This is a genomic window from Cellulomonas sp. APG4, from assembly GCF_009996735.1.
Taxonomy (GTDB): Bacteria; Actinomycetota; Actinomycetes; order Actinomycetales; family Cellulomonadaceae; genus Actinotalea.
Genome location: NZ_JAACYI010000003.1, coordinates 34,461 through 54,245 on the forward strand (window position 1 = coordinate 34,461; position 19,785 = coordinate 54,245).

A 19,785-nucleotide genomic window follows, 5' to 3' on the forward strand; every position below is an offset into this window, starting at 1 on the left:
CGTCCCGCTCATGCGTCGATGCGTGCACGGTCGAGCTGTGCCGCACCGGCCACGATGAAGTCCCGGCGGGGGGCGACCTCGGAGCCCATCAGCAGCTCGAACACGCGCTCGGCGGCCGCGGCGTCGGCCGCGGTCACGCGACGCAGCGTGCGGTGCCGGGGGTCCATCGTGGTCTCGGCGAGCTGGTCGGCGTCCATCTCCCCCAGGCCCTTGTAGCGCTGGATGTCCTCCTTGTAGCGCCGACCGGACTTCTCGAGACGGCGCAGGGTCGCCGCGAGCTCGGTCTCCGAGTACGTGTAGAGGTACTCGCCCTTGCGCGAGCCCTGGCCGAGCACCTCGACCCGGTGCAGCGGCGGCACCGCGGCGAACACGCGGCCCGCGTCGACGAGCGGGCGCATGTAGCGGAAGAAGAGCGTGAGCAGAAGGGTGCGGATGTGCGCGCCGTCGACGTCGGCGTCCGTCATCAGCACGACCTTGCCGTAGCGCGCCGCCTCGAGGTCGAAGCTGCGACCTGAGCCCGCACCCAGCACCTGGATGATCGCGGCGCACTCGGCGTTCTTGAGCATGTCCGAGATGGACGCCTTCTGGACGTTCAGGATCTTGCCGCGGATGGGCAGCAACGCCTGGAAGTCCGAGCTGCGTGCGAGCTTCGCGGTCCCGAGCGCGCTGTCACCCTCGACGATGAACAGCTCGCTGCGCTCGACGTCGTCGCTGCGGCAGTCCGCGAGCTTGGACGGCAGCGCCGAGGTCTCGAGCGCGTTCTTCCGGCGCGAGATCTCCTTCTGCTTGCGCGCGGACAGGCGCGCGCGCATCTCGGCGACGATCTTCTCGAGCACGAGCGAGGACTGGGACTTCAGGTCGCGCTTGGTGGACGTGAGCAGGGCCGTGAGCTCGCTCTCGACGACCTTCGCGACGATGCCACGCACCGGCCCGGTGCCGAGCACCTCCTTGGTCTGTCCCTCGAACTGCGGCTCGGCCAGGCGCACCGTGAGGACCGCCGTGAGGCCCGCGAGCACGTCGTCCTTCTCGATGCGCTCGCTCGAGTCCTTGGTCGAGACCTTGAGCCGACGCGCGTTGGCCTCGATCTGCTTGCGCAGCGTCTTGACCAGCGCCTGCTCGAAGCCGGCGAGGTGCGTCCCGCCCTTGGGCGTGGCGATGATGTTGACGAAGGTGCGCACCTCGGTGTCGTAGCCCGTCCCCCACCGCAGCGCGACGTCCACCTCGCACTCGCGCGTGACCTCCTGCGACGTGAGGTGACCGCGTCCGTCGAGCACCGGGACGGTCTCGGTGAACGTGCCCGCGCCCGTGAGGCGCCACGTCTCGGTGATCGGCGCGTCCGGCGCGAGGAAGTCGACGAAGTCGACGGCCCCGCCGTGGTGGACGAACGTCTCCTCTTGCGGGCCGTCCGCCCCGGGCGTCCCCGCCAGGCCACGCTCGTCGCGCAGCACGACCGTCAGGCCGGGGACGAGGAACGTCGTCTGGCGCACCCGCGAGACGAGCTCGTCGTAGCTGAAGACCGCACTCTTCGGGAAGACCTGCCGGTCGGCCCAGTAGCGCACGCGCGTCCCCGTCCGGGCACGTGCGACCTTGCCGACGACCGCCAGCTCCGAGGCCTCGACGAACGGGGTGAAGGGCGACTCGGGGTCGGGTCCGGACCTGCCGTCGGCGAACACGCCGGGCTCGCCGCGGTGGAAGGTCATCCGGTGCGTGCGACCGCCGCGGTCGACCTCGACGTCGAGCCGTGCCGACAGCGCGTTGACGACGCTCGCACCCACGCCGTGCAGACCGCCCGACGCCGCGTAGGAGCCTCCGCCGAACTTCCCACCCGCGTGCAGCTTGGTGAACACGACCTCGACGCCCGTGAGACCGGTCTTGGGCTCGACGTCCACGGGGATGCCCCGCCCGTTGTCGCGCACCTCGACCGACGAGTCCCGGTGCAGCACGATCTCGATCCGGTCGCAGTGACCGCCCAGGGCCTCGTCGACGGAGTTGTCGATGATCTCCCACAGGCAGTGCATGAGACCGCGCGAGTCGGTGGTCCCGATGTACATGCCGGGTCGCTTGCGGACCGCCTCGAGCCCCTCGAGGACGGACAGGTGGCGGGCGGTGTAGCTCGTCTCGGACAGCGTGCTGGTCACGGTGCCCGAGCCTAGACGCTGTCGCCCGGCGCGCCGGGATGCCTCGCCGCGCCGCGGCGACGGGCTACGCGGTGAGCGAACCGGCGCCTCCCGCGGCGTGCGATCCGCGGAGCCGATGGCACGATGGTCGTGTGACGACGACGACGACCTCCCCGTTGACCGCGGCCGACCGGTGCGACCGGTGCGGCGCCCAGGCGTACGTGCGTGTGGTCCTGCCGACAGGTGAGCTGCTGTTCTGCGCCCACCACGCACGCCGCCACGCCCCGGCCTTCTCGGACCTGGCCGTGCACGTCCAGGACGAGACCGACCGCCTGCTCGAGGAGCACGGCGCCGGAGCCGCGGCTCGCTGAGCACACTCACGCCTGGAGGCCCGGTCCGTCGACGGACCGGGCCTCTCGTCGTCCTGCAGGCGCCGCCGCGCTCCCACGTCGCGCGCGGCGATCACCCGTGCCGCTACCGTCCTCCCGACCGCAGGAGCGATTCGTGGAGGCGCCGTGGACCTGGTGAACCTGTTCGTGGGGCTGGCGATCCTCGTCGGCCTGGCGGGCATCGTGCTCCCGGTCCTCCCGGGCTCCCTCATCATCGGGCTCGCGGTGCTCGTGTGGGCGATCGACGCCGAGGCCGGGGCCGCCTGGGGCGTCCTGGCCGTGGTGGTGCTCCTCCTGGTGGCGGGCTGGTCGGCGACGTACGTCCTCACCGGACGGCGGGTCCAGAACGCCGGCGTGCCGAGGTCGTCGATCATCGCGGGTGGGCTCGCAGGCATCCTCGGGTTCTTCGTGATCCCTGTGGTCGGGCTGTTCCTGTTCTTCGCGGGCGGGCTCTACCTCGCCGAGCGTCGACGGCTGGGCGATCCCCTCGCCGCCCGCCGCACAGCGGTCCTCGCGCTCAAGGCCACGGCGCTCGGGATGGTCGTCGAGCTCGGCCTCGCGCTTGTGGCCGCCGCGACGTGGGCGATCGCGGCGCTCGGCGTCGGCGTCGGCGGCTGAGCGCCTGCGCGCGGCGGGCCGCGCGTGCCGCCGTCCGGACATGCCGAGGGCCCCGTCACACGGAGTGACAGGGCCCTGGCGCGGGTCGGTCGCGGCCTGGCTGCGCGCCCTCAGTCGAGGTAGTCGCGCAGCACCTGCGAGCGGCTCGGGTGACGCAGCTTCGACATGGTCTTGGACTCGATCTGACGGATCCGCTCCCGCGTCACGCCGTAGACCTTGCCGATCTCGTCGAGGGTCTTGGGCTGACCGTCCGTGAGGCCGAAGCGCATCGAGACCACGCCTGCCTCGCGCTCGGACAGCGTGTCGAGCACCTGGTGCAGCTGCTCCTGCAGCAGCGTGAAGCTCACGGCGTCAGCCGGGACCACGGCCTCGGAGTCCTCGATGAGGTCACCGAACTCGCTGTCGCCGTCCTCACCGAGCGGCGTGTGCAGCGAGATGGGCTCGCGTCCGTACTTCTGGACCTCGACGACCTTCTCGGGGGTCATGTCGAGCTCCTTGGCGAGCTCCTCGGGCGTGGGCTCACGGCCCAGGTCCTGGAGCATCTGCCGCTGGACGCGCGCGAGCTTGTTGATGACCTCGACCATGTGCACGGGGATGCGGATGGTGCGGGCCTGGTCGGCCATGGCGCGCGTGATCGCCTGGCGGATCCACCAGGTCGCGTACGTCGAGAACTTGTAGCCCTTGGTGTAGTCGAACTTCTCGACCGCACGGATGAGGCCCAGGTTGCCCTCCTGGATCAGGTCCAGGAACAGCATGCCTCGACCCGTGTACCGCTTGGCGAGAGAGACGACGAGGCGCAGGTTCGCCTCGAGCAGGTGGTTCTTCGCCCGACGGCCGTCGGACGCGATCCACTCGAGCTCGCGCCGCAGCTTGGGCTCGAGCTTGCCGGCGCTCGCGAGCTTCTCCTCGGCGAACAGGCCGGCCTCGATCCGCTTGGCGAGCTCGACCTCCTGCTCCGCGTTCAGGAGCGCGACCTTGCCGATCTGCTTGAGGTAGTCCTTGACCGGGTCGGCGGTCGCGCCCGCGGTGACGACCTGCTGCGCGGGGGCGTCGTCGTCGTCCGCGTCCGAGTACGTGAAGCCCTTGTCCTCGGTCTCCTCCTCGGCCGGCGTCACCACGTCGACCACGTCGCCCTCGGCGACGACGTCGTCGTCACCGGGCTCGACCTCGGGAGCGTCGGCATCGGCTGCGGTCTCGGGGGCAGCCTTGCCGCGGGTCGTCGCCTTCACAGGACCCGCCGTCTTCGCGCTCGCGCCCTTGGTCGCCGTCCTGGTGCCGGCACCCTTGGCGGTCGACGACGTGCTCTTGGTGCCCGCTGCCGCCTTGGCCGAGGCGGCACGCGTCGCGGTGCCCGAGGCGGCCTCGCCCTCGGCGGGCGCCTTGGCGGTGGTGGTGCTCGTTCGGCGCGCAGCAGCGGCGGCCACGGCGGGACGCGCCGCGGGCTCGGTGACGGTGACGCCGGCCTCGCTCAGACCGCGGACGACGGCGCGCAACCGCTTGGCAGGGACCTGCGCGGTCTCGCACGCGACCCGGACGGCATCACCGTCGACGGTGCCGTGGGTGCGACCGCGCAGCACCAGCTCCTGGAGAGCGGGGTGCTCGAACTCGCGCGGGAGTGCAGGACGGGAAGGAAGGGATGACACAGAGAACCTTTCGGCAGCGCCAGGCTCGGAGAGAAGGTCCGGGGGTAGACAGACATTGTAACGTCCGAGGGCGCTCAGATGTGCCCCAGGAGCTCATCCGGGGAGCTCCTGGGGCGTCCCTGACGCACCGGGATCAGCCTGCTGCGGGTTTGACAGCGAGCACGGGGCACGGCGCGTCGAGCAGGATGCGCTGCGCGTTGGAGCCCAGCAGCAGCTTGCCCACGGGGCTGCGTCGGCGGAGCCCGATGACGATGAGCTGGGCCCCCTCGCCCTCGGCGGCCGCGATGATGTCGTCGGCCGCGTCGCGGCCACGCGTCGTCTGACGCACCTCGTGGACGACGTCGAGCTCGTCGAGGCGGCGTTCGACCTCGTCCGCCTGCTCGTCGAGGCGCGGGCCCTGCTCGCTGCCGAAGCGGTGCCCGCGCTCGCTCAGCACCACGACGAGACGCACGTGCCGCCGGGCGGCCTCCGCTGCCGCGGCCTCGAGCGCGGCCGAGCCCTCCGGTGTCGCGACGTAGCCGACCACCACGCTCATGGGTCCTCCCGGGCCTCGATGTCCGCTCGACGCTACCGGATCACGGCCCCCTGCACCCCACGGTCCCCGCACCGGTCGCGGCTCAGGCGGGGACGCCGCGTCGCAGCCACCCCGGGGGCATGCCGTGGTCGATCGCCTCCTGCACGAGCCGCGCGAGCCGGTGACCCGGGTCCTCCGCGAGCGCCTGCTCCAGCAGCACCGCGGCACGTGCGCCGTCCCCCTCCCACCACGCGAGGACGCCGAGGAGCGTCACGCTCGGGACGTGCGTCCCACGGGCGGCGTGCGCGCTCACGGCCCCCAGCAGCGCGCGGGCGCCCGCGACGCGTGCCTCCTCGGGACGTCGACCACGCACGGGGTCCACGATCACCTGGAGCGCCGCGCCCACCTCGGGCCCCGCGTCCCCGGCGACGACACGCTCGCCCAGCCGCTCCGTGCCCGGGACCAGACGCAGCAGCACCGCGTCCCGGACCAGCACGTCGTCGAGTGCGGCCTGCAGCCGCCCGAGCACCACGGCTGCCGGCGGCGCCCACCCGTGCGGACCACGTCCGGACCCTTCTCCCGTCGCCACCCCGCGTGCCACGGCGCCGCCGACCTCGGCCGTCGCGCGGTCGAGCTCGTGCGCCCACACCTCGAGGCCGTCGCGTCGCCACCGGCGCACGTCGTCCTCGCTGCGCGCGCCGAGCCCGCGCGCGGCCCAGCGCGAGCGGGCGCGGCGGGCCGACCTCCTCGCCGTGGCCGTCGCGGTGTCCGCGACGCGCAGCGAGTCCCGCGACGTCGCGACACTCGCGCCGAGCGCGACCATGCGCGCGCTCACCTCGGTGGACTCGAGCTCGTGCACGGACCGCGGCAAGGCGTCCCGGCACCCGGGCTCGGTGCACCCGTGCTCGTGGAAGACCTGCGTCCCGACGGCCCACACGCCGACGTCGTCGACGAAGTGGTCGGCCGCCTCACGCACCACGTCGACCGCGCGCGCCACGTCCGGATCCGGGACGGGCCCGGTGGCCCGCTCGGAGTACACCGCCACGAGGAGCCGCCGGGCACCGTCCTCGACCAGGTGGTGGACGAGCTGACGGGCCACCCGGGCGCCGTCGTCGGCATCCGCGAGGTCGGCGAGGTCGACCCGCGCGACGAGCCCGGTGCTCCCCCGGCTGCCGCGCAGGCTCAGCAGGGCGACGCTCTCCTCGGGACGGAACCCGAGCTGGAAGGGGATCAGGGACAGCAGCTCGCGCACGTCGCGCGTCGTGATCGTCATGGGCATGTCCCGATCCGACACCCCAGGCGACCCGTCGCTGCGACGGGGCCCCGGCGCCTGTGGACGCGCGGCCAGGGGCGGGGCTGTGGGCGACGCGGCGAGAGCGACCCCAAACGATCGCTTTCACCCGGCGCGCACGGTCGGTGCGTGCGCCCGGCGGCGATACCCTCGAGGCATGGCCGAGGCGGGGAGCGCCGAGTCGACGACGGGACGTCGTCGTGCACGGCGTCGTGCGCGCTCGTCACTCGGTGTCCTCTGCGCGTTCGTCGTCCTCGGTGCCGGGGCGTGCGGGACCGCACCCGACCCGACCGACGGTCCGTCCGCCGCGGTCGCGACCGTCACGGGAGTCGAGGACGACGCCACCGTCACCGCGGACACCGGCACCGCGGGGCCCGCGCCCGCGAGCGACGACGAAGGACCTGCGGCGGAGGCCGGCGACACGACGGTACCCACCGAGCGCTCGGCGGTGCGCTCGGTGGTCGAGGGGTTCCCGGTCGACCTCCTCCCGCTCCCCGAGGACGCGATGATCCTCGTGACCTCGGCGGTCCCCGTCGGCGACTCCGAAGCCCAGGAGGTCTCGCTCAACCTCCGCACCCGCGCGACGCCGGCCGAGGTGCTCGAGCTGTACCGCGCCTCGCTCACGTCGGCCGGTTTCACCGAGCTCCCCACCGACGCACCGCACGACGAGCTCGCGGCGGAGGCGACCTTCATCCGGTCGGGCGGCGACGAGCTCGTGTCGGTCGGCGTGCTGGACGACGACGGGCTGCGCTCGGTGACCATCGGCGGGCGCCTGCGCACGCAGGAGTGATCACGACCTCGCGGAGCACGCGCTCCACCTAGGGTGGGCACGTGACCCACGCCTCAGGACTCGTCGACGTCGAGGGTGTCCGCTCCACCGTCGACTCCCTGCTCGCCGCCCACGTCGATGGTCTGCGTGACGAGCTCGCGGGCCTCGGCCCCGAGGTGGGCCCGCTCCTCGATGCGCTCGCCACGATGCTCTCCGGCGGCAAGCGGCTCCGCGCGGCCCTCTGCTACTGGTCGTGGCGGGCGCACGGCGGAACGCCGGACCACGGCTGCGCGACCGGTGTCGATGCGACCCACGTGATGCGGGTCGGAGCCTCGCTCGAGCTCTTCCAGGCGGCCGCGCTCTTCCACGACGACGTGATGGACGCCTCCGACCTGCGCCGCGGGCGTCCCGCCGCGCACCGGGTGTTCGAGGAGCGCCACCGCGAACGGGACTGGGCAGGGGACCCGGCCCGCTTCGGCGAGTCGGCCGCCATCCTGCTGGGAGACCTCGCGCTGATCGCGAGCGAGCGTGAGGTGTCCGAGGCGCTCGTGGGCGCCGCCGAGCCCACGCTCGCCCGCGCACGCGCCGTGTTCGACCGCATGCGCACCGAGGTCACGGTGGGCCAGTACCTCGACGTGCTCGCCCAGGCCCTCCCGTGGGGCGTCGACCCGGCCGTGGACGAGCGCCGAGCGCGCGTGGTGCTGCGCGCCAAGAGCGCGCGGTACAGCGTCGAGCACCCGCTGAGCCTCGGCGCGGCTCTCGCGGGGGCGGACGACGACGCCCTGGCACGGTGCCGTGAGGTCGGCCTCCCGCTCGGGGAGGCGTTCCAGCTCCGGGACGACCTCCTCGGCGTCTACGGCGACCCGTCCACGACGGGCAAGCCCGCCGGCGACGACCTGCGCGAGGGCAAGCGCACCGTGCTCGTCGCACGCGCGATGGCAGCTGCCGACGACAACCTCCGCGAGCTTCTCCTGCGCGACCTCGGCCGGCGCGACCTGACGGACGGCGACGTCGCCGACCTGCGCGACCGGCTGCGTGACACGGGAGCGGTCGCGGGCCTCGAGGAGCTCATCGACGACCTCGCGCGGCCTGCGCTCGACGCACTGGCCGCCGCCCCGCTCGCCGAGGACGGCCGGGCCATGCTGCTCGACCTCGGGCGCGCGCTGGTCGAGCGCTCGGCCTGACCCGCCAGAGGCCCTGGCCCGGACCTCTCCTGACGCACCAGCGGCTCAGAGCGCCTCAGCCTGCGCGCGGCGTCGGATCTCCGTCTTGTGCCCGAGCGCGAGCGCCTCGACCGGCGTGCGCGGACGCACCGGACCGGTGCCGAGCGACTCGAGCGAGGGGTCGGGGGTGAAGAGCCACCGCACGGCCTCGTCGTCGCTCATCCCGGCATCGGCGAGGAGCACGAGCGTGCCCTGGAGCGACGGCACGACCTGCCACCCCTCCTCCACCTGCACGAGGAACGCGGCGGGGACGCTCAGGATGCGTCGCTCACCCCGGCGCACCGCTACGAGGCGCTGCTCCTGGAGCATGCGGCGCACCCTGCCGACGTCGGTACCGAGCCGCTCGGCGGCGTCGGGAAGGGGCAACCACTCGGGCACGAGCTCATCCAGGTCCACGGCCGAAGCCTAGGCGCATCACCCGAATGCCCGCGCGCCCGCTCTTCCCCGTGGCGTCGAGCTCCGTTACCGTTCACTCTTGTCACACCAGTCTCAAGAAGCACAACTGTCACACGATCACCACGACGCGCGACGTGCCCGACCGCACCCGCCGTCAGCGCCACCAGCCGCCCCGACGGGCGCGGCCCATGAGGGGAACACGACCATGGCCGAGGCCCTGCTCACCGCCACAACCGCATCACCGGGCCGCCGCCTGGCCAGCGGGACAGGGGTGGGCCTCGCGCTCGCCGTGGTGTCCGTCGCGACGGGGGCCACGCCCGCACAGGCCGCCGAGGACTACACGGTCCGCCCGGGCGACACCGTGTCCCACATCGCCCAGCGCACGTCGACGTCGGTCGGCCAGATCGTGGCGGCGAACGGGCTCGACCGGCGCGCGACCATCCGCGCCGGTCAGCGGCTCGTCATCCCTCAGCCTGCGCAGGCCCCGGCCGCACCCGCGGCGGCACCGGCCGCACGGACGCACGCCGTCGTCAGCGGGGACACGGTGTCAGCGATCGCCGCGCGCTACGGCACCACCGTGGCCGCCGTCGTGCAGGCCAACGGTCTCGACAGCCGCGCCTTCATCCGCGCCGGGCAGACCCTGACGATCCCCACCGGCGCGGGCGGTGCCGCGCCGGTCGCCGCATCTGCGCCCGCGAGCTCGACCGGTGCGCGAACGCACACGGTCGCGCGCGGTGAGACCGTCTCGGGGATCGCCGCGCGCTACGGCACCACCGTGACCGCCGTCGTGCAGGCCAACGGTCTCGACAGCCGCGCCTTCATCCGCGCCGGGCAGAAGCTCCAGGTGCCTGCCGGCGGCGGCACGTCGTCGGCCCCCGCGACCACGCGCCCCACGTCAGGCCTCGTCGGCAGCACCTTCGCGGGTCGCACCTACCCGCAGGCCACGGTCGCGTCCGCGAACCAGAACAAGGCGACGCTGCTCGAGCTCGGCGTCCCCAGCCGAGACGAGATGCAGGCGCTCGTGCGCTCCACCGCCCTCGAGATGGGCGTCGACCCGGCCCTCGCACAGGCGATCGCCCACCAGGAGTCGGGCTTCGACCAGACCGCCGTCTCCCCCGCCAACGCCATCGGCACCATGCAGGTGATCCCGAGCTCGGGCGAGTGGGCCTCCGACCTCGTGGGTCGCGACCTCAACCTGCTCGACCCGCAGGACAACGTGGTGGCCGGCGTCGCGATCCTGCGCAGCCTCGTCGCCACGAGCCCTGACCTCTCGACGGCGATCGCCTCGTACTACCAGGGCCAGGCCGGCGTGCGGAAGCACGGCATGTACCCGGACACGCGCCGGTACGTCGCCAACGTCCGCACGCTCATGTCGCGCTTCGCCTGACGGGTTCTCGCGCTCCCGGAACGTAGACTGCGGCCCGTGGCAGCCACTCTCACCGACCCGCTCCTCGGCCATCTGGTCGACGGCCGGTACGAGGTGCTGTCCAGGATCGCCCGCGGCGGCATGGCCACGGTCTACCTGGCCACCGACCGTCGGCTCGACCGCGAGGTCGCGCTCAAGGTGATGCACCCCCACCTGGCCGAGGGGGGCGCCGGTTCCGAGTTCGTCGCACGGTTCCGCCGAGAGGCCCGCGCTGCGGCGCGGCTCACGCACCCGGGCCTGGTGGGGGTCTTCGACCAGGGCGTCGACGGCGACACGAGCTACCTGACGATGGAGTACGTCGAGGGCACGAACCTGCGACGTCACCTCGGCGAACAGGGATCCCTCCCGGTGCGTGAGGCACTCGCCACGACCGAGTCGGTGCTCGACGCGCTCGCCGCCGCCCACCGGGCGGGGCTCGTGCACCGCGACGTCAAGCCGGAGAACGTGCTGCTCGCGACGGACGGCCGTGTCAAGGTCGCCGACTTCGGGCTGGCCCGGGCGGTGACCGAGGTGACCGCGACCGCCACCGGCACGGTGCTCGGCACGGTCGCCTACCTCGCGCCCGAGCTCGTCGCGCACGGTGCGAGCGACCCGCGCACCGACGTGTACGCGGTCGGGATCCTGCTCTACGAGATGCTCACCGGCTCCCAGCCGTTCACCGGCGCCACTCCGATCCAGGTCGCGTACCAGCACGTCAACAGCGACATCCCGAGCCCGTCCGACGCCGTCCGCTGGCTCCCCGTCGAGATCGACGAGCTCGTCGAGGCCCTCGCGGCGCGCGACCCCGCCGAGCGCCCGGTGCACGCGGGTGCCGCGCTGGCGCTCGTGCGGCAGACCCGCGCCGCCCTCGACGAGGCGACGCTCGACAGACGGGCGGACGTCCAGCCGTCGCTCACGCTCCCCCCGGCCACCGACGGCGTCCCCGGCGAGGCGCCGGCCGGTGTCGACGGCGCCGACGGCACGGACGCAGGCGACTCCGCCGCTCCGGGGCAGGACGCACCCGCCGAGGACGAGCGGGCCACGTCCGCCGTGGCCTCCGCCACCTCGATGACGGCGACCGACCACGACGCGACCACGGTCCTCGACGTGCCCGGCCGGTCCCCCGCGCCCGAGGACGACGACGAGGGTCCGGGCCGCACCGTCGCTCTCCAGATCGGCACGGGCCTGCACGACGACGACACGGCGACCTCCGGGGACGAGCGCAGCGAGCCCGCCGCGCTGCGGACCTGGCGTACGCGCGTGCGCGCACTGCTGATCGCCATCGCGGTGGTCGCCGTCGGCGGCATCCTCGCCGTCTGGTACGCGGCCTGGGGCCCGGGCGCCTACGCGACGGTCCCTGCCGGACTCGTGGGCGCGAGCCTCGCGGAGGCGCAGGAGGCGCTCACCGCGCAGCGCCTCGCGCACACGTCCGAGGAGGTCTTCCACCCGACGGCACCCGCCGGCGACGTCGTCGCGGTCGACCCGGGTGAGGGCGACCGGATCCTCAAGGACGGCACGGTCGAGATCGCCGTCTCCAAGGGCCCCGATCTCCGCGTGGTTCCGGAGGGGCTGGTCGGCACGCCGACCGACGCAGCCGTGGCGGCGCTCACCGAGGCGGGCTTCGAGGTGCCGGAGCCGACGCCGCAGTACAGCGACACCGTCGCCGAGGGCGACGTGGTGGCGCTGTCCGTCGAGGACGGCGCGAGCCTGCCTGTCGGCACCGAGGTCGTCGTCACGACCTCGCGCGGCCCCGAGCCCGTCGTCGTCAAGAGCGTCATCGGGGCCGAGCGCGAGCAGGCGACCGCCGTGCTGGAGGCGGACGGGCTCGTGGTCGAGATCGTCGAGGAGTACACCGAGGACTACGAGACGTACCCCGCGGGTGTGGTCATGGCGCAGACGCCCGAGCCCGAGGCCGACGCGTTCCGCACCGACACCGTGACTCTCACCGTGTCCCTCGGAGCCCCCCTCGTCGAGGTGCCGAACGTCCTGCGGCAGGGCGTCGAGGCCGCGACGAACACGCTCGAAGCCGCGGGCTTCGTCGTGGAGACGCAGCGAGCGGACGCCTACTTCGGGCTCGGCTTCGTCGTCGGCCAGAGCGTGAACGGCGGCGCTCAGGCCCCGAAGGGCTCAGCCATCACGCTGACCATCACGTAGTCGGCCGGGGGCGCGTGCGCCGGCCGTGGTGGGCCTGGCGGACGCGCGCAGCGCGTCGGGTAGGCCCAGCACGCGCCCCCGGACCGGCGACACCGACCGCCCATCGACCCGTCGACCCGTCGAGAGGTCACACCGACCGGATCATCTCCGCGACCTGGAACGCCATCTCGAGCGACTGCTGGTGGTTGAGCCTCGGGTCCACGAGGGTCTCATAGCGCCGGGCGAGCCCGGCGTCGTCGATCTCCTCGCTCCCGCCCAGCACCTCGGTCACGTCGTCCCCGGTGAGCTCGATGTGCAGGCCGCCGGGCACCGAGCCCACGGCCCGGTGCACCTCGAAGAACCCGCGGACCTCGTCGAGCACGTCCTCGAGCCGGCGGGTCTTGTAGCCGCTGGCCGAGGTGATGGTGTTGCCGTGCATCGGGTCGGTCACCCACGTCACGGGACGACCCGACGCCGTGACCTTCTCGACCAGCGCGGGCAGCACGTCCCGGATGCGGCCCGCACCCATGCGCGTGATGAACGTCAGCCGCCCCGGGATGTCCGTGGGGTTGAGCTTGTCCATCAGCGCGAGGGCGTCGTCAGCCGTGGTCGTCGGGCCGAGCTTGACGCCGATCGGGTTGCGCACGCGAGACAGGAAGTCGACGTGCGCGCCGTCGAGCTGCCGGGTGCGCTCCCCGATCCACAGGAAGTGCGCCGAGCAGTCGTACGCGGTGCCGGTCCTGGAGTCGATGCGCGTGAGCGCACGCTCGTAGTCCAGCAGCAGGGCCTCGTGGCTCGAGAAGAACTCGACCGTCCGCAGCGCGTCGAAGTCGGCACCGGCCGCGGCCATGAACCTGATCGCGCGGTCGATCTCGTTCGCGGTCTCCTCGTAGCGCGCGTACGCCTTGTTCGCGAGGAAGCCACGGTTCCACTCGTGCACCCGACGCAGGTCGGCGAAGCCGCCCGTGGTGAACGCCCGGATGAGGTTCAGCGTCGCGGACGAGCGGTGGTAGGCGTCGAGCAGGCGCCGCGGGTCCGGGGTACGCGACTCGGGCGTGAACGCGTGCGCGTTGACCGCGTCGCCGCGGTACGCCGGGAGCGTCACGCCGTCACGCGTCTCGTCGTCGGAGCTGCGCGGCTTGGCGTACTGGCCCGCCATCCGTCCCATCTTGATGACCGGCAGGCTCGCGCCGTACGTGAGCACCACGGCCATCTGGAGGATGGTCTTGATCTTGTTCCGGATGTTGTCGGCCGTCGCCTCGGCGAAGGTCTCGGCGCAGTCACCGCCCTGGAGGAGGAAGGCCTCGCCACGGCCCGCGGCGGCGAGCCGTGCGGTGAGCACGTCCGCCTCACCCGCGAACACGAGCGGCGGGAGCGAGCCGAGCTCCTCCGAGACCGTCACCACGGCCGTCGGGTCCGGCCACGACGGCTGCTGGCGGGCCGCGAGGTCACGCCACGCGTCGAGCCCCGCGACCAGCGCGGGGTCGGGCGCGACGCTCATGACGTGCGTGCCGGGACGAGCGGCTGGCCGATGCCCTCGAGGAGCGTGCCGAACCACGGCTGCGACACGTCGAACGCCTTGCCGCCCGCGATGCGCGGGAACGCGATCGCCGTGAGCCGGTTGCCGTTCTCCTCGTCGTGCCCGATCACGCCGGACTCGCCCTTGAGGGCGCACTCGACCGCGAGGTCCGTCATCGACTTGATGAGGCGCAGGTCCTCCGCGTTGGCCGCGGCGGCGCGCGAGTAGTAGCCGCTCTTCTGGACCATGACCTTCTCGGCGCCCAGGCGCTCGGCGAACTGCTTCGCGAACCACTGGCCAGGGTTGATCGTGTCGAGCTTCACGTGCCCGAACGGGTCGCGCTCGACGGTCTCCCCCGCGGCCTCGAGCTGCTCGACGATCTCGTGCATGCCCGCGCCCTCGGACAGGAAGATGTTGACGTTGCCGACCTCGTCCATGACGGTGCGCAGGCGCGCGGCCTCGGCGTCGATGTCGATCGCGAGCTCGGGCAGGAACACGGCGTGCACGTCCCAGCGCTCACGGCTCAGACCGATGCTGGGGACCCACTCCTGGGTGTCGAGCCACTTGCGGTACTCGGCGGCTGCCGCGGCCGTCAGCCAGCCGCAGTGGCGGCCCATGACCTCGTGGACGATGAGCATGCGGTTGCCAGAGCGGTGCTCACCGATGATGTTCCGGGCGAATCCCGCGGCCTCCTCGGCCGCGGTCCAGGCACCGAGCGACTGCTTGATCGGCACGACGTCGTTGTCGATCGTCTTGGGGAGCCCGACGACGGTGAGCTCGTAGCCGTTCTCGTGCAGGTAGGCCGCGAGGTCGGCCGCGGTGGTGTTCGTGTCGTCGCCGCCGATGGTGTGGAGCACGTCCACGCCGTCGGCCTTGAGCTGCTCGGCGGCGACCTGCAGCGGGTCCTCGCCCTCACGCACGAGGCCGCGCTTGACGCAGTCCTTCGCGTTGGTGAGCTTGACGCGCGAGTTGCCGATCGGGCTGCCACCGAAGCGGTGCAGCAGGCCCGCCTTGGCGCGCGCCTCGTCGTCGACCACGATCTTGGTGCCCGTCAGCAGCCCGTGGTAGCCGTGCTCGTAGGCGATGATCTCGACCTCGGGCGCGATCTCCGTGTAGCGCTCGATCAGCCCGCCGACGGCGGACGACAGGCAGGGGGCGAAGCCACCGGCCGTGAGCAGAGCGACACGACGAACCGACATGGTGCACCTTCCGTAGGGACGACAGCTCACCCCGATCCGGGGCGGGCCTCATCCTAGTGGTGCGGAACCCTCGTCCTCGGGCGGGACCGGCACCTGGACGTCGGGCGCCGGACGCCCCCCGGGGGCCGCCTGCCCGGACTCGGCGGGCGCGACCTCGTCGGGCCGGTGGCCCGCGGCGATCCGCGCCTTCGCGGTCGCGGCGTAGACGTCGACGTACTCCTGCCCCGACAGGCTCATCAGGGCGTACATGATCTCGTCGGTGACCGAGCGCAGGATGAACCTGTCGTTCTCCATGCCCTTGTACCGGCTGAAGTCGAGAGGCTCGCCGACCACGATGCCCAGTCGCATGGGCTTGGGGATGACGCGGCCGATGGGCTGCGCGACGTTCGTCCCGATCATCGCGACCGGGACCACCGGGGCCCCGGACTCGAGCGCGAGGCGCGCGACGCCGGTCTTGCCGCGGTAGAGGCGGCCGTCAGGGCTGCGGGTCCCCTCGGGGTAGATGCCGAAGAGTCCGCCCTCCTCGAGCACCTGCAGGCCGGTGCGCAGGGCCGCCTCGCTCGCCTTGCCGCCCCCGCGGTCCACCGGGATCGTCCCGACGCCGCGGAAGAACCCCGCCTTGAGCCGACCGGTGACACCCTTGCCGGTGAAGTACTCGGCCTTGCCGATGAAGCGGATCTTGCGCGAGAGCACGAGCGGGAGGACGAACGAGTCGATCACCGCGAGGTGGTTGCTCGCGAGGATCGCGCCGCCCGACGCGGGGACGTTCTCGAGCCCGCGCACCCACGGGCGGAACATCCCGCGCAGCAGCGGTCCCGCGAGGACCCGCTTCATCAACCAGTAGAACAAACCGTCACCTCCGCCGCGGCGCCCACGCGATCCGCGCGCAGCGTCTGTCCGACTCTAGAGTGCTCTGCATGGCCGCACGTCCGCACGACGCCGCCGATCCGCCCGACGAGCCCGACCGGTCGCCCCGCGACGACGACGGCGAGGTCACGCCCGCCGAGCACCCTGACGAGCCCCGCGACGGTACAGCAGATCCCGACGACGTGGACCGACGCTGGGCCGAGATCGTGGCGCAGCTGGGCGACCTCGGCGCCGCGGACGACCTACCGCAGGACCCAGCCCCGCCACGCCGCCCACGCCTTCCGGGCGCCGCACGACCCGAGCGCGACGGCGGACGTCGCGCGACGGGGGACGCCGGGCCGCCCCGTGCGGCGGGCCAGGGGCACGACGGCCGCACGACCGGCGGCACGCGACCGGACGGCGACGAGCAGGGGCTCCCCGGGCCTGCCGTCGGACCGCGGGCCTGGTCCCCCGACCCAGCGGTCGAGGAGGCCGAGGACCACTTCGTGCCACCCGACCCCGGGCCCGTGCTCGGCGGTGACCCCCTGCTGACACTGGCGTGGGTCGCCGTGGTCGCCGTCCCGGCCCTGCTCCTCGTGACCGTGCTCGCCTGGCGCGACGTGCCCGCCCTCGTGCTCCAGCTCGCCGGGGCCGCCTTCGTGCTCGCGCTCGGTCTGCTCGTGTGGCGCATGCCCGCACGGAGGGACGACGACGACCACGGGCCGGGTGCCGTCGTCTGACACAGGTCGGCGACGGGGGTACCGCGCTCCGGCTCGTCAGAGCCGAGCGAGGTCGGCCGCGCCCACGATGCCGGCCTCGTTGCCCAGCGCCGCCAGCGCGATGTGGGCCTCGGGGCGGAAGCCACGGCCCGACAGGTGCGCGAGGTACGCCTCCTGCGCGGGCGCGAGCAACAGGTCGCCCGCGGCGCCGACGCCGCCTCCCACCACGACGAGAGCGGGGTCGAGCAGCGCCGCGACCGACGCCGATCCCGCACCGATCCAACGGCCCAGCTCGGCGAGCAGCTCGATCGCGAGCGGGTCGCCCTCCTGCGCCGCGAGCGTGACCGAGGGGCCCGCCACAGCCTCGGCGTCGCCCCCCGCGAGCTCGAGCAGACGCCGGGCACGTCCGGGCCGCGCCGCGGCCGCGAGCCGCGCCTCCCGGACGAGCGCGCTCCCCGACGCGTACTGCTCCCAGCAGCCCCTCAGGCCGCAGCCGCACAGGTGGCCGTCCGGGACGACACGCAGGTGACCGACCTCCGCCGCGACTCCCCACGCCCCGCGGACGAGGCGGCCGCCGACGACGAGCGCGCCCCCCAGCCCGGTGCCGACCGTCAGGAGCAGCATGTCGTCGACGTCGCGCCCCACGCCGAACCGGAACTCGGCCCAGCCTGCGGCGTTCGCGTCGTTCTCGACCACGATCCGCAGGTCGGGGCGACCGATGAGCGCGCCGATCCGGTCCCGCAGCGGATAGTCGCGCCATGCGATGTTCGCGCCGAAGAGCGCCGTCGCGCGGTCGGAGCTGATGAAGCCTGCCGCCGCGACCCCGAGGGCCCCGACCTCACGTCCCTGCGAGAGCTCGACGAACAGGTCAGCCACGGCGCGGTCGATCTCGGCGGCGTCGCCCGCGACGGTGCTCCGCTTGGCCTTGGCGAGGATCGTGCCGTCCTCGTCGACCAGACCCGCGGCGATCTTCGTCCCGCCGATGTCCACACCGATCGCGTACATGTCCGTCCTTGCTCCGGATGAGGGATCGCCGGCGGGTGCCGACGCCAGGGCAGGCTACCCAGGTCCGGGCCTGACGCGTCAGGACGATCGGACTGGGTAGGGTCAGGGCACCCTTCCGTCTGTCAATGGAGTCAGCATGGACGAGTTCCACTCCCCCCTCCTCACCGAGTCCGCGCCCGAGGACAACATCAGCTCGCTGCTCGCGGCGCGCCTGGCCGCGAGCGGTGACCAGCCGCTGATCGAGCACAAGCCTGAGGGCACCGACACCTGGAGCTCGCTCACGGCACGCGAGTTCGACGCACGCGTCGTCCAGGTCGCCAAGGGGCTCGTGGCACGCGGCGTGGAGCCCGGGGACACCGTCGGCATCATGAGCCGGACGCGGTACGAGTGGACGCTCCTCGACTTCGCGATCTGGGCCGCCGGCGCGGTCCCCGTGCCGCTGTACGAGACCTCGTCGGCCGAGCAGGTGGAGTGGATCCTCACCGACGCCGACGTCAGCCTCCTGGTGGTCGAGACGGCTCAGCACGCCGCCGTCGTCGACGAGGTGCGCTCCGCCGCGACGACGCTGCGCGAGGTCCTCGTGATCGACGACGGCGCGATCGACACCCTCGCCGCCGCCGGCACGGACGTGCCCGACGACGAGATCGCCCGGCGGCGCGCGCTCGCGAACCTCGACGACGTCGCGACGATCATCTACACCTCCGGGACGACGGGCCGCCCGAAGGGCGCCGAGCTGACCCACGGCAACTTCGTCGTGCTGACCCGGAACGCGGTCGCGAGGTTGGGCTCGGACGTCTGCCCGCCGGGGTCGCGCACGCTGCTGTTCATGCCGCTCGCGCACGTCTTCGCACGCTTCATCGAGGTCCTCGTGCTCCCGGCGGGCGCGGTCCTCGGCCACACCCCCGACACCAAGAACCTCGTCGCCGACCTGGGCACCTTCCGGCCCACGTTCATCCTCTCCGTGCCTCGTGTGTTCGAGAAGGTCTACAACTCCTCCGAGCAGAAGGCCGCCGCAGGGGGCAAGCGCGGCATCTTCCAGCGCGCGGCCAAGACCGCGATCGTGTACTCGAGGGCTCTCGACGAGCCCAAGGGCCCGAGCCCGTGGCTGCGCCTGCAGCACAAGGTCGCCGACGTCCTCGTGCTCTCCAAGCTCCGCAAGGCGCTCGGTGGCCAGGCCCAGTGGGCGATCTCGGGCGGTGCGCCGCTGGGCGAGCGCCTCGGCCACTTCTACCGAGGCGTGGGCCTGCGGGTGCTCGAGGGCTACGGCCTGACCGAGACCACGGCGCCGACGAGCGTGAACGTGCCCGACGGGATCAAGATCGGCACGGTCGGTCCCCCGCTGCCGGGCTGCTCGATCCGGATCGCCGCCGACGGCGAGGTGCTCGTCAAGGGGCCGCACGTCTTCGCCCGCTACCACGGCAACACCGAGGCCACCGCGGCGGCGATCGTCGACGGCTGGTTCCACACCGGCGACCTCGGCTCGATGGATGCCGACGGCTACGTGCGCATCACCGGCCGCAAGAAGGAGATCATCGTCACGGCCGGTGGCAAGAACGTCGCGCCGGCGGTGCTCGAGGATCGCCTGCGCGGCCACCCCCTGGTGAGCCAGGTGGTGGTGGTCGGGGACGCGAAGCCGTTCATCGGGGCGCTCATCACGCTCGATGCCGAGGCCCTGCCCGGGTGGCTCGCGACGCACGACCTGCCCGAGATGGACGTCGCGACGGCCGCGCAGAACCCCGAGGTCCGTGCGGCGCTCGACCGGGCCGTCGAACGGACCAACAAGGCGGTGTCGCGGGCTGAGTCGATCCGTCGCTACACCGTCCTCACGACCGACTTCACCGTCGAGAACGCATTCCTGACGCCGTCGCTCAAGGTGAAGCGCGAGCGCGTGCTCACGGCATTCACGGACGAGATCGAGGCGCTCTACGACGGGTCGCGCACCTCGGCCTGAGCGCGACTCTCCCGCTCGGGGCGGCCGGCCGCGGCGCGGGCGGCCGCC

Annotated in this window: 17 protein-coding genes; 8 read left to right on the top strand and 9 right to left on the bottom strand. The window is 73.1% G+C overall.

Annotation, left to right across the window (positions count from 1 at the left end):
• Positions 1-8: 8 nt before the first annotated feature.
• Positions 9-2,138, bottom strand: a complete 2,130-nt coding sequence (locus tag GXB85_RS03440) for a DNA topoisomerase IV subunit B (protein ID WP_161916253.1) — start codon at positions 2,136-2,138, stop codon at positions 9-11.
• Positions 2,139-2,269: 131 nt separating this feature from the next.
• On the opposite strand from GXB85_RS03440, the gene GXB85_RS03445 reads away from it, so the two are divergent.
• Positions 2,270-2,488, top strand: coding sequence for a hypothetical protein (locus tag GXB85_RS03445; protein WP_161916254.1), 219 nt, complete (start codon positions 2,270-2,272; stop codon positions 2,486-2,488).
• Positions 2,489-2,632: 144 nt separating this feature from the next.
• Entirely contained in the window at positions 2,633-3,124 is a 492-nt protein-coding gene (locus GXB85_RS03450) for a DUF456 domain-containing protein (protein WP_161916255.1), read from the top strand.
• A 110-nt stretch (positions 3,125-3,234) separates the two neighbouring features.
• On the opposite strand, the gene GXB85_RS03455 is transcribed toward GXB85_RS03450, so the two are convergent.
• From GXB85_RS03455 to GXB85_RS03465, 3 genes are all read right to left on the bottom strand, one after another.
• Positions 3,235-4,767: an RNA polymerase sigma factor gene (locus tag GXB85_RS03455; protein ID WP_161916256.1), complete on the bottom strand. Its 1,533-nt coding sequence runs from the start codon at positions 4,765-4,767 to the stop codon at positions 3,235-3,237.
• A 133-nt stretch (positions 4,768-4,900) separates the two neighbouring features.
• Positions 4,901-5,302, bottom strand: coding sequence for a universal stress protein (locus GXB85_RS03460; RefSeq protein WP_161916257.1), 402 nt, complete (start codon positions 5,300-5,302; stop codon positions 4,901-4,903).
• A gap of 82 nt (positions 5,303-5,384) precedes the next feature.
• Entirely contained in the window at positions 5,385-6,554 is a 1,170-nt protein-coding gene (locus GXB85_RS03465) for a DUF4192 family protein (RefSeq protein ID WP_161916258.1), read from the bottom strand.
• 175 nt (positions 6,555-6,729) lie between these two features.
• Between GXB85_RS03465 and GXB85_RS03470 the strand changes: the two genes are divergently transcribed.
• Positions 6,730-7,362, top strand: a complete 633-nt coding sequence (locus GXB85_RS03470) for a hypothetical protein (protein WP_161916259.1) — start codon at positions 6,730-6,732, stop codon at positions 7,360-7,362.
• A 41-nt stretch (positions 7,363-7,403) separates the two neighbouring features.
• Positions 7,404-8,525, top strand: coding sequence for a polyprenyl synthetase family protein (locus tag GXB85_RS03475; protein WP_161916260.1), 1,122 nt, complete (start codon positions 7,404-7,406; stop codon positions 8,523-8,525).
• Positions 8,526-8,570: 45 nt separating this feature from the next.
• On the opposite strand, the gene GXB85_RS03480 is transcribed toward GXB85_RS03475, so the two are convergent.
• Positions 8,571-8,960 (bottom strand): Rv2175c family DNA-binding protein, encoded by a 390-nt coding sequence (locus GXB85_RS03480; protein WP_161916261.1) that lies wholly within the window; start codon positions 8,958-8,960, stop codon positions 8,571-8,573.
• 205 nt (positions 8,961-9,165) lie between these two features.
• Between GXB85_RS03480 and GXB85_RS03485 the strand changes: the two genes are divergently transcribed.
• The gene (locus GXB85_RS03485) at positions 9,166-10,347 is read left to right on the top strand and encodes a lytic transglycosylase domain-containing protein (RefSeq protein WP_161916262.1); all 1,182 of its coding nucleotides are present in this window, start codon (positions 9,166-9,168) and stop codon (positions 10,345-10,347) included.
• A gap of 36 nt (positions 10,348-10,383) precedes the next feature.
• Positions 10,384-12,519 (top strand): Stk1 family PASTA domain-containing Ser/Thr kinase, encoded by a 2,136-nt coding sequence (pknB, locus tag GXB85_RS03490; RefSeq protein ID WP_161916263.1) that lies wholly within the window; start codon positions 10,384-10,386, stop codon positions 12,517-12,519.
• A gap of 127 nt (positions 12,520-12,646) precedes the next feature.
• Here the strand turns inward: pknB and GXB85_RS03495 are convergent, their stop codons facing one another.
• The 3 genes from GXB85_RS03495 to GXB85_RS03505 are packed head-to-tail and all read right to left on the bottom strand — an operon-like array spanning position 12,647 to position 16,065.
• Positions 12,647-13,999, bottom strand: a complete 1,353-nt coding sequence (locus GXB85_RS03495) for a class II 3-deoxy-7-phosphoheptulonate synthase (protein WP_161916264.1) — start codon at positions 13,997-13,999, stop codon at positions 12,647-12,649.
• Entirely contained in the window at positions 13,996-15,216 is a 1,221-nt protein-coding gene (locus GXB85_RS03500) for a pyrophosphate--fructose-6-phosphate 1-phosphotransferase (protein ID WP_161916265.1), read from the bottom strand. The genes GXB85_RS03495 and GXB85_RS03500 overlap by 4 nt, the downstream gene beginning before the upstream one ends.
• Before the next feature lie 48 nt (positions 15,217-15,264).
• Entirely contained in the window at positions 15,265-16,065 is an 801-nt protein-coding gene (locus GXB85_RS03505) for a 1-acyl-sn-glycerol-3-phosphate acyltransferase (protein WP_237727953.1), read from the bottom strand.
• A gap of 68 nt (positions 16,066-16,133) precedes the next feature.
• Between GXB85_RS03505 and GXB85_RS03510 the strand changes: the two genes are divergently transcribed.
• Entirely contained in the window at positions 16,134-16,802 is a 669-nt protein-coding gene (locus GXB85_RS03510; protein ID WP_161916266.1) for a hypothetical protein, read from the top strand.
• Between the two features lie 36 nt (positions 16,803-16,838).
• Here GXB85_RS03510 and GXB85_RS03515 read toward each other — a convergent pair whose 3' ends face one another.
• On the bottom strand, positions 16,839-17,786 hold the full coding sequence (locus GXB85_RS03515) for an ROK family glucokinase (protein ID WP_161916267.1): 948 nt from the start codon (positions 17,784-17,786) through the stop codon (positions 16,839-16,841).
• 136 nt (positions 17,787-17,922) lie between these two features.
• Here GXB85_RS03515 and GXB85_RS03520 point away from each other — a divergent pair, with 136 nt between their 5' ends.
• Positions 17,923-19,737 carry a long-chain fatty acid--CoA ligase gene (locus GXB85_RS03520; RefSeq protein ID WP_161916268.1) on the top strand — a complete coding sequence of 605 codons (1,815 nt, stop codon included), beginning with the start codon at positions 17,923-17,925 and terminating at the stop codon, positions 19,735-19,737.
• Positions 19,738-19,785: the final 48 nt, after the last annotated feature.

Excerpts from the sequence above, each read along its gene's own strand:
- GXB85_RS03515 (WP_161916267.1), bottom strand. The coding sequence starts at position 17,786 with ATGTACGCGATCGGTGTGGACATCGGCGGGACGAAGATCGCCGCGGGT.
- GXB85_RS03485 (WP_161916262.1), top strand. The coding sequence starts at position 9,166 with ATGGCCGAGGCCCTGCTCACCGCCACAACCGCATCACCGGGCCGCCGC.
- GXB85_RS03470 (WP_161916259.1), top strand. The coding sequence starts at position 6,730 with ATGGCCGAGGCGGGGAGCGCCGAGTCGACGACGGGACGTCGTCGTGCA.
- GXB85_RS03500 (WP_161916265.1), bottom strand. The coding sequence starts at position 15,216 with ATGTCGGTTCGTCGTGTCGCTCTGCTCACGGCCGGTGGCTTCGCCCCC.
- GXB85_RS03460 (WP_161916257.1), bottom strand. The coding sequence starts at position 5,302 with ATGAGCGTGGTGGTCGGCTACGTCGCGACACCGGAGGGCTCGGCCGCG.
- GXB85_RS03465 (WP_161916258.1), bottom strand. The coding sequence starts at position 6,554 with ATGACGATCACGACGCGCGACGTGCGCGAGCTGCTGTCCCTGATCCCC.
- GXB85_RS03495 (WP_161916264.1), bottom strand. The coding sequence starts at position 13,999 with ATGAGCGTCGCGCCCGACCCCGCGCTGGTCGCGGGGCTCGACGCGTGG.
- GXB85_RS03520 (WP_161916268.1), top strand. The coding sequence starts at position 17,923 with ATGGACGAGTTCCACTCCCCCCTCCTCACCGAGTCCGCGCCCGAGGAC.
- GXB85_RS03510 (WP_161916266.1), top strand. The coding sequence starts at position 16,134 with ATGGCCGCACGTCCGCACGACGCCGCCGATCCGCCCGACGAGCCCGAC.